11 protein-coding genes are annotated in these 8,442 nt (G+C 69.5%); 7 read left to right on the forward strand and 4 right to left on the reverse strand.

The genetic code is table 11. From position 1 onward, the window contains the following. The first annotated feature begins 57 nt into the window (after nt 1-57). Entirely contained in the window at nt 58-303 is a 246-nt protein-coding gene (locus ACIGWZ_RS24530) for a chaplin (protein WP_400068008.1), read from the forward strand. A 159-nt stretch (nt 304-462) separates the two neighbouring features. Further along, on the forward strand, nt 463-708 hold the full coding sequence (locus ACIGWZ_RS24535) for a chaplin (protein WP_400068010.1): 246 nt from the start codon (nt 463-465) through the stop codon (nt 706-708). A 101-nt stretch (nt 709-809) separates the two neighbouring features. Here ACIGWZ_RS24535 and ACIGWZ_RS24540 read toward each other — a convergent pair whose 3' ends face one another. Then, complete coding sequence (locus tag ACIGWZ_RS24540) at nt 810-1,616, reverse strand: hypothetical protein (protein WP_400068012.1); 807 nt, start codon at nt 1,614-1,616, stop codon at nt 810-812. A 90-nt stretch (nt 1,617-1,706) separates the two neighbouring features. Between ACIGWZ_RS24540 and ACIGWZ_RS24545 the strand changes: the two genes are divergently transcribed. The 4 genes from ACIGWZ_RS24545 to ACIGWZ_RS24560 all read left to right on the forward strand — a co-directional run bounded on the left by ACIGWZ_RS24545 (nt 1,707) and on the right by ACIGWZ_RS24560 (nt 4,895). Next, the gene (locus tag ACIGWZ_RS24545) at nt 1,707-2,516 is read left to right on the forward strand and encodes an ABC transporter ATP-binding protein (RefSeq protein WP_400068014.1); all 810 of its coding nucleotides are present in this window, start codon (nt 1,707-1,709) and stop codon (nt 2,514-2,516) included. A 71-nt stretch (nt 2,517-2,587) separates the two neighbouring features. Further along, nucleotides 2,588-3,001, forward strand: a complete 414-nt coding sequence (locus ACIGWZ_RS24550; protein WP_400068063.1) for an NfeD family protein — start codon at nt 2,588-2,590, stop codon at nt 2,999-3,001. Between the two features lie 127 nt (nt 3,002-3,128). After that, a complete protein-coding gene (locus ACIGWZ_RS24555; RefSeq protein WP_400068016.1) occupies nt 3,129-4,064 on the forward strand; it encodes an SPFH domain-containing protein in 936 nt (311 codons plus the stop codon). Nucleotides 4,065-4,127: 63 nt separating this feature from the next. Next, on the forward strand, nt 4,128-4,895 hold the full coding sequence (locus tag ACIGWZ_RS24560) for a sulfite exporter TauE/SafE family protein (protein ID WP_400068018.1): 768 nt from the start codon (nt 4,128-4,130) through the stop codon (nt 4,893-4,895). A 27-nt stretch (nt 4,896-4,922) separates the two neighbouring features. Here ACIGWZ_RS24560 and ACIGWZ_RS24565 read toward each other — a convergent pair whose 3' ends face one another. From ACIGWZ_RS24565 to ACIGWZ_RS24575, 3 genes are all read right to left on the reverse strand, one after another. Next, nucleotides 4,923-5,429, reverse strand: a complete 507-nt coding sequence (locus ACIGWZ_RS24565; RefSeq protein WP_400068020.1) for an HNH endonuclease — start codon at nt 5,427-5,429, stop codon at nt 4,923-4,925. 408 nt (nt 5,430-5,837) lie between these two features. Next, on the reverse strand, nt 5,838-6,377 hold the full coding sequence (locus ACIGWZ_RS24570) for a YbhB/YbcL family Raf kinase inhibitor-like protein (RefSeq protein WP_400068021.1): 540 nt from the start codon (nt 6,375-6,377) through the stop codon (nt 5,838-5,840). Nucleotides 6,378-6,420: 43 nt separating this feature from the next. Next, the gene (locus tag ACIGWZ_RS24575) at nt 6,421-7,203 is read right to left on the reverse strand and encodes a sporulation protein (RefSeq protein WP_400068023.1); all 783 of its coding nucleotides are present in this window, start codon (nt 7,201-7,203) and stop codon (nt 6,421-6,423) included. Between the two features lie 188 nt (nt 7,204-7,391). On the opposite strand from ACIGWZ_RS24575, the gene ACIGWZ_RS24580 reads away from it, so the two are divergent. Next, nucleotides 7,392-8,048 carry a DNA-3-methyladenine glycosylase gene (locus ACIGWZ_RS24580; protein WP_400068025.1) on the forward strand — a complete coding sequence of 219 codons (657 nt, stop codon included), beginning with the start codon at nt 7,392-7,394 and terminating at the stop codon, nt 8,046-8,048. Nucleotides 8,049-8,442 lie beyond the last annotated feature (394 nt).

The raw sequence follows: 8,442 nt of genomic DNA on the forward strand, positions 1-8,442 counted from the left end.
GTTGTCCAGTGCAGCCGCGGCGGCTGGCCGCGGCATCGGCAACGAGGAGCAAGAGAAGTGAAGAACATCAAGCGGGTAGCGGCCATCACGATGGTGGCGGGCGGTCTCGCCGCCGCGGGCGCCGGAGTCGCCTCCGCTCACTCCGGCCCGCAGGCGCACGGCATGGCGGTGCACTCCCCGGGCGTCCTCTCCGGCAACCTCGTCCAGGCTCCGGTCGACGTCCCCGTCAACGCCTGCGGCAACACCGTCTCCGTCGTCGGCGTGCTCAACCCGGTCTTCGGCAACCACTGCATCAACTTCTGATCGCAGCACCGCCCGCACCATCCGCATGACCCGCGTGCCGCCACGGTCCGCGCGGGCCATGCCGGACCGGCCCCGCCAACTCCTGGACGTGCGGCCGGTCCCCCTTCCACACAGCCACGTCATCGCGGCCCTGCGCCGCCAAGTGAGGAACTCGCTCTCATGAACACCGCCAAGAAGGCCGCCCTCGTCCTCGCCACCACCGGCCTCGCCGTCGGTGCCGCCGCCGGCTCCGCGTTCGCCACCGGCGGTCCGCAGGCCGACGGTGCGGCGAAGAACTCCCCCGGCGTCGGCTCCGGCAACCTCGTGCAGGCTCCGGTGCACATCCCCGCCAACGTCAACGGCAACAGCGTCAACGTCATCGGTGTGCTCAACTCCGCCTTCGGAAACGACGCCACGAACCTCTGAGGCGCCCGGCCCGGGGCGCAACACCCCGGGCCGCCCGGGGCCGTTCGGCCCCCTTCTCAGCGCCCCGCCGACCGCGCCACGGTCCGGCGGGGCCTTCCCGTTCAGTCCCGGTGCCGCTCCCGCTCCTCCACCGCGGAGTTGTACGCCGCCACCAGCGCCCGCCGGGCCGTACGCTCCACCGGCCGCAGGGCCTCGCCACGCGCCACGATCTCCGATGAGCTCACCGCCCCGCCGTGCTCGCTGCCCGCCTGGTGGGCGATGTCGATCAGCGCACCCACCCGCTGCGCCAGCTCCAACACCCGGACCGCACGCGGCGGATAGCCCGGCGCCAGTACGTGCCGCTTGGCCTCCGTGCGCGCCCGGTACGTCTCCAGCGCCGCCTGCGCGACCGGACCGGCCCCGGCCACGTCCAGCTTCGAGAGCACCTCGGTCGCGTTCCGCAGCGCCTCGGCCAGCTCCCGCTCCGCCTCGCCCAGCGACGGCACATCGGCCGGCGGCGCCTCCCGTACCGGCAGGCAGTGCCAGACCACCTCGACATGCACATCGGGCCCCGAGCCGCCCTCCGGCCCGGCTTCGTGTATCTCCGGGACCAGCCCCAGTCCGGTCCCGGTGGCGAGCACCGCCTCCCCGGCCTCCAGCGCCCGCGCGTTGAATTCCGGCGGTCCGCTGAGCCCCAGCGGATGCCCCGGGACCGGCAGCGCCACCCGCAGGCCGACCGCCCCCAGCCGCCGCAGCCGCCCGAGCGCAAGGGTCAGTCCGACCGGGGCCTCCTCTCCGGGCAGGTCCGTGACGCGGTGCACCGCGTCATCGTCCGCGATACGGTGCGCGGCTTCATCAGGTGAGACAAGTCCGGCCAAAAGGGCATTTCCCCATGACGCCAGCCGTCCTGATCGAGGTTCATCGAGCATGCTCCCCAGCCTAGGGAACGGCACTGACAACGAGTGGCGTAGGTTTGCTGGGGGGATGCGCCTACAGGCGCACAAGACGACCGAGAAGCAATGGGAGACAACGCGCTCATGAGCGATGTACTGGAGCTGGTGGACGTATCCGTGGTCCGCGAAGGACGGGCTCTGGTGGAGCAGGTCTCCTGGTCGGTGAAGGAGGGGGAGCGCTGGGTGATCCTCGGCCCCAACGGCGCCGGCAAGACCACTCTCCTGAACGTCGCCTCCAGCTACCTCTTCCCGAGCACGGGCAGCGCCACGGTCCTCGGCGAGAAGCTCGGCCGGGTCGACGTCTTCGACCTGCGCCCGCGCATCGGCATCGCCGGCATCGCCCTCGCCGACAAGCTGCCGCGCAGCCAGACCGTCCTGGAGACCGTGCTCACCGCCGCGTACGGCATGACCGCGACCTGGCAGGAGGACTACGAGGAGGTCGACGAGGTGCGCGCCCGCGCCTTCCTCGACCGGCTGGGCATGAACGCCTACCTCGACCGGAAATTCGGCACCCTCTCGGAGGGCGAGCGCAAGCGCACCCTGATCGCCCGCGCGATGATGACCGACCCCGAGCTCCTCCTCCTGGACGAGCCCGCCGCCGGCCTCGACCTCGGGGGCCGCGAGGACCTGGTCCGCCGCCTCGGCCGCCTCGCCCGCGACCCGTACGCCCCCTCGATGATCATGGTCACCCACCACGTCGAGGAGATCCCCCCGGGCTTCACTCACGTCCTGATGATCCGTCAGGGCAAGGTCCTGGCCGCCGGTCCCCTCGACCTCGAACTGTCCTCCGGCAACCTCTCCCACTGCTTCGGCCTCCCCCTGGTCGTCGAGCGCAACGGCGACCGCTGGACCGCGCAGGGCCTGCCCCTCGCCTGAGCCCGCCGCCGACCGATCGCGCCCTGTCCCGGGCCGCCCCGCGGACCTACCATGAACCCGTGGATCCATGGGTGTGGTGGCTGATCGCCGCCGTAGGACTGGGTATTCCTCTCGTCGTGACCGCGATGCCCGAATTCGGGATGCTCGCGGTCGGTGCCGTCGCCGGCGCCGTCACCGCTGCACTCGGTGGCGGCGCCGTCCCGCAGTTCATCGTGTTCGCCGCCGTCTCGGTCGCACTGATCGCCGTCGTACGACCCATCGCCAACCGCCACCGAGGCCAGAGCCCCCGGCTCGCCTCCGGAATCGATGCGCTCAAGGGCAGGACCGCCACCGTCCTCGAGCACATCGACGGCACCGAGGGCGGCCGCATCAAACTCGCCGGAGAAATCTGGTCCGCCCGCGCCCTCGACGGCGACCAGGTCTACGAGGTGGGCCAGAAGGTCGACGTCGTCGAGATCGAGGGAGCCACGGCGGTCGTCATCTGACCTGAACACACTGCACGATGCACCACGTCTCTGAAAGACTGATCAACGGCACGGACCGCACGACCGATTGACAGCCACGCCGGTCACGGGCCGGCACGGACCAGAAACGAAGGGCACGGGAGCCGCTGTGGAACCGATCATCATCGTCCTGATCATCCTGGTGGTGCTCGTGTTCGTCGCACTCATCAAGACGATCCAGGTCATCCCCCAGGCCAGCGCCGCCATCGTCGAACGCTTCGGCCGCTACACCCGCACCCTCAACGCCGGCCTGAACATCGTCGTCCCGTTCATCGACTCCATCCGCAACCGCATCGACCTGCGCGAACAGGTCGTGCCGTTCCCGCCGCAGCCGGTGATCACCCAGGACAACCTGGTCGTGAACATCGACACCGTCATCTACTACCAGGTGACGGACGCGCGCGCCGCGACCTACGAAGTCGCCAGCTACATCCAGGCGATCGAGCAGCTCACCGTCACGACCCTCCGCAACATCATCGGCGGCATGGACCTCGAGCGGACCCTCACCTCCCGTGAGGAGATCAACGCGGCGCTCCGCGGCGTCCTCGACGAGGCCACCGGCAAATGGGGCATCCGCGTCAACCGCGTCGAGCTGAAGGCCATCGAGCCGCCGACCTCCATCCAGGACTCGATGGAGAAGCAGATGCGCGCCGACCGCGACAAGCGGGCCGCCATCCTCCAGGCCGAAGGTGTCCGGCAGTCCCAGATCCTCACCGCTGAAGGTGAGAAGCAGTCCTCGATCCTGCGCGCCGAGGGTGAGGCCAAGGCCGCCGCGCTGCGCGCCGAGGGCGAGGCCCAGGCGATCCGGGTGGTCTTCGAGTCCATCCACGCCGGCGACCCGGACCAGAAGCTGCTGTCCTACCAGTACCTCCAGATGCTCCCGAAGATCGCCGAGGGCGACGCCAACAAGCTCTGGATCGTGCCCAGCGAGATCGGCGACGCCCTCAAGGGCCTCGGCGGCGCCATCGGCAACTTCAACCCCACGGGCGGCGGCACCATCCCCAAGCCGAGCTCGCCGAACCGCGAAGCGCCCCCGATCGACTGACACCCACGCGCCCCTGGTGCATGATCGGCAAGGACCACACCGATCATGTACGGGGGGATTCGCGTGACCATCTGGGAAGCCGTTGCCGTCTTCGTCGCGGGGCTCGGCGCCGGCACCATCAACACCATCGTCGGCTCGGGAACACTGATCACCTTCCCGGTCCTGCTCGCCACCGGCCTGCCCCCGGTCACCGCCACCGTCTCCAACGGCCTCGGCCTGATCCCCGGTTCGATCAGCGGAGCCATCGGCTACCGCAAGGAACTCACCGGCCAGCGCCGCCGCATAATCCGCCTGGGCATCGGCGCGGCCATCGGCGGATTCACCGGAGCCACCCTGCTCCTCGCCCTGCCCTCCACCGCCTTCGAGACGATCGTCCCGATCCTGGTCGGCCTCGCGCTCGTCCTCGTGATCCTCCAGCCGTACATCTCCAAGGCGGTCCAGCGCCGCCGCGAGCGCACCGGCACCGAGGCCAAGGCCGACGGCGGACCGCTCCTCTTCCTCGCGATCATGATCGCCAGCGTGTACGGCGGCTACTTCACCGCCGCCCAGGGCATCATCTACGTCGCCCTGATGGGCATGCTGCTCCAGGACTCCATGCAGCGCATCAACGCCACCAAGAACGTCCTCGCCGCCGTGGTGAACAGCGTCGCCGCCCTCTTCTTCGTCTTCGCCGCGGACATCGACTGGACGGCTGCCGGGCTCATCGCCGTCGGCTCCACGATCGGCGGGCAGATCGGCGCCACCGTGGGCCGGCGCCTGCCGCCCACCGCCCTGCGCTCCGTCATCGTCCTCGTGGGCCTGGCCGCCATCGCCCAACTCCTCCTCAAGTAGGCCGAGTCGGGCGATGGCCGTCGATCCTCACGCCGGCAGGGCCCCGAGCCAGTCCGGCAGCTCCTCCCGTACGGACACCCCGAGCGCCGAGAGCATCGCATCGGCCGGCGTCGGCTCGAACGGCCGCCGGAGCAGCCGCATCCCCGCCTGCTCGGGCGTACGGTCCGCTTTGCGGTGATTGTCCTCAGCGCACGAGGCGACGGTATTCAGCCATGTGTCCGCACCACCCTGCGCCCGCGGCACCACGTGATCGACGGTCGTCGCCCGCCGCCCGCAGTACGCACACCGGTGCTGGTCCCGCACCAGCACACCCCGCCGCGACCACGCCGCGCGTCTTCGGAACGGCACCCGTACGTATCTGCTGAGCCTGATCACCCGCGGTACCGGCACATCCACCGAAGCGGCGCGGATCCGCAGCCCCGGGTGCGCGTTCTCGACCACGGCCTTGTCCTGCATCACCAGCACCACCGCGCGCCGCAGCGACACCGTAGACAGCGGTTCGAAGCTCGCATTGAGCACCAGAGTCTCGCGCATCCCGTCCACCTCCCGGACCCGCTCCGCCCCCGCGGCGAAGTTGCTCCACTGTGCAGTGGCAGGTATTCCCCGAACAACGCAATTTCCGTGCGCCACAAGGGAAATGGCAGGCGGCAGGAAGATGAAGAAGAGGTGGTCCGGCGGCGGCACCCGAGACGGCACACGACAAGAGAAAACGCTCCGGATCCCGCCCCCGTGACTGCACGGGACCCGGAGCGCGCGGCAGCCGGCGCGGACGCCCGACACATCTGCGGACTCCGGCAAACGGCGGGGCGACACACCTGCGCCCCGCCGCTCCCGCCACTGCGGTACCAGCTGCCCGACGGCCTTGTACAGGCCGTCAGCCAGGTACCACTGTGCGTGTGGGAAGCGCCGGGGCGCAACGGAATTACGGGTTGGTCACGGGCCTCAGCCCGCTGCCGGCACCTCGTACTCGGCAATCAGCTGGGCCCGCCCGATCGCATGGAACCGCAGATTGAAGCCGACCACCGCGGGCGAGGCCTCCGCATCGGGACCGAGCTTCTCCTGATCCACCGCATACACGGTGAACACATAGCGGTGCGGACCGTCCCCGGGCGGCGGCGCCGCGCCCCCGAAGTCCCGCGTCCCGTAGTCGTTACGGACATGAACGGCCCCGTCCGGCAGGCCCTTCATCTCACCGCTGCCGGCACCGGCCGGCAGCTCCGTGACCGAAGCCGGAATGTCGAACAGCGACCAGTGCCAGAAACCACTGCCCGTCGGCGCGTCCGGGTCGTAGCAGGTGACGGCGTAGCTCTTCGTGCCCGCCGGCCCCTCCTCCCACCGCAGCTGCGGCGAACGGTTCCCCTCCGCGAAGACCTGCTCCGGTCGCAGCGTCCCGCCCGGCTCCACCTCATCGCTGTGCACCGTGAACTCCGGTACCGGCGGATGGAAATCGTGCGGGAGCGGCCGCCGCTTCAGCTCGGACACCGCAACACCTCCTGGTCGCTTGCTGACACTCTGTCCGGCCAGGTTAGAGCCAGTTCCGCTTACCGCCGACCTCCGCCAGCCACTGGTTGAGGTAACCCGCCCAGTCGGTCGACTCGTAGTCGTTCAGCCCGACCGTGAACGACCGGTACGAGTCGGACCCGCCGGTGAACAGCCCCGGCTTCTTGTCCATCTCCAGGACGACGTCCATCTCCCGGTCGTCCGACACGAACGACAGCTCGACCTGGTTCAGCCCGCGGTACTGCTGCGGCGCATGGAACTCGATCTCCTGGTAGAACGGCAGCTTCTGCCGCGTCCCCCGGATGCGGCCCTGCTCCAGGTCGGCGGACTTGAACCGGAATCCGAGCCGCCCGAACGCGTCCAGAATCGCCTGCTGCGCGGGCATCGGGTGCACGTTCACCGGGTCCAGGTCACCGGAGTCCACCGCACGCGCGATCGCCAGCTCCGTCGTCACGCCGACGCTCATCCCGCGCAGATGCGTCCCCAGGAACGTCGTGATCGGCGTCTCCCACGGAATCTCCAGCCCGAACGGCACGGTGTGCGTGGCACCCGCCTGCACCTGGAACGCGCCACCCACCTGCAGCTTGGTGAACTCGATGTTCCGCTTCGATTCGCCGTCGCTGGTCTCCACCTCGACGACCGCCTGCAGCCCGACGGAGATCCCCTGGATCTCCTGCGGCACGGACCCGCCCTGGACCCGCACCTCACCCTGCACAACGCCGCCGGGAACGACGTTCTCCTCGAAGAGCACCGTTTCCACCTTGGCGCCTCCGGCCCCCATGCTCGCCAGCAGCTTCTTGAACCCCATGCTCGTCCTCCCCAGGCGCAACGCCTGTGCTCTGTGTAGCCACCGGGACCGCGGCTTCTGCAATCCCGGCTTGATCTCTACGAACGCGGAACGACGCAGGCCGGTTCCGCGAGCCAGCCACACCTTCCCAACCCCGACGCCCCCATGGCCAGTCGCCCACCCATTTGCCTGCACTACCCTCGGTGCGCATGACCGACGTACCGGAACGTATGCCGCTCTCCCGCGACTTCTTCGACCGCCCGGTGCTCGAGGTCGCCCCCGATCTCCTAGGCCGCACCCTCGTACGCCACACCCCCGACGGCCCGATCGAACTCCGCCTGACCGAGGTCGAGGCCTACGACGGGGAGACCGACCCCGGCTCCCACGCCTACCGCGGCCGCACCGCCCGCAACGCCTCGATGTTCGGCCCGCCCGGCCATGCGTACGTCTACTTCATCTACGGCATGTGGTTCAGCCTCAACCTGGTCTGCGGCCCGGAAGGCGAGGCCAGCGGTGTCCTCCTGCGCGCCGGCGAAATCCTCACCGGCACCCACCTGGCCACCGGCCGCCGTCCCAAGGCCCGCAACACCGACGAACTGGCCAAGGGCCCGGCCCGCCTCGCCACCGCCCTCGACATCGACCGCACCCTGAACGGCACCGACGTCTGCCACGGCGGCGACCCCACCGCCCCCCTCTCCGTCCTGTACGGCACCCCCGCCGCCCCCGCCCGGGTACGCAACGGCCCACGCGTCGGAGTCGGCGGTGACGGAGCCGGCCACCCCTGGCGCTACTGGATCTCCGACGAGCCCACCGTCAGCCAGTACCGCCCGCACACCCCGCGTCGCCGCACCACTTCAGCCACTTGATCGCCCAGAGCTACTTGACTCTCCCCGGCCAAACGCCTAACGTGGCCCGAGCCGCTGGAGACGGGCAGCGCTATCTGCGCAGACCGCCAGGCGGCACAACCAACCACTACGAACGCTTCCCTAACGGGTCGTATTTGGCGTTGCCAAAAATCGACCCCAGCGCCTCAATTATGAGTCGCCAAGGAAAGTCGCTAAAGTAGTTGCCGCGCCGGAAGGCGTAACAACCCCCTCCGACGGGAAATCGGAATCGAAATTCGACCGGAAACGGCGAGGCTCGGATCTGCTAAAGTCGGAAAGGTCGAAAAGCGAAAGCGAAGCGGCCGAACCCCGCTCCAACAGGGGGCCGGAGACGGAAACGGATCTGGTAAGGTTGGAAACGCGAAGAAGCCGAAAG

It is taken from the genome of Streptomyces sp. NPDC053427 (genome assembly GCF_044544985.1).
Lineage (GTDB): Bacteria > Actinomycetota > Actinomycetes > Streptomycetales > Streptomycetaceae > Streptomyces.

Excerpts from the sequence above, each read along its gene's own strand:
- ACIGWZ_RS24535 (WP_400068010.1), top strand. The coding sequence starts at position 463 with ATGAACACCGCCAAGAAGGCCGCCCTCGTCCTCGCCACCACCGGCCTC.
- ACIGWZ_RS24540 (WP_400068012.1), bottom strand. The coding sequence starts at position 1,616 with ATGCTCGATGAACCTCGATCAGGACGGCTGGCGTCATGGGGAAATGCC.
- ACIGWZ_RS24545 (WP_400068014.1), top strand. The coding sequence starts at position 1,707 with ATGGGAGACAACGCGCTCATGAGCGATGTACTGGAGCTGGTGGACGTA.
- ACIGWZ_RS24565 (WP_400068020.1), bottom strand. The coding sequence starts at position 5,429 with ATGCGCGAGACTCTGGTGCTCAATGCGAGCTTCGAACCGCTGTCTACG.
- ACIGWZ_RS24575 (WP_400068023.1), bottom strand. The coding sequence starts at position 7,203 with ATGGGGTTCAAGAAGCTGCTGGCGAGCATGGGGGCCGGAGGCGCCAAG.
- ACIGWZ_RS24580 (WP_400068025.1), top strand. The coding sequence starts at position 7,392 with ATGACCGACGTACCGGAACGTATGCCGCTCTCCCGCGACTTCTTCGAC.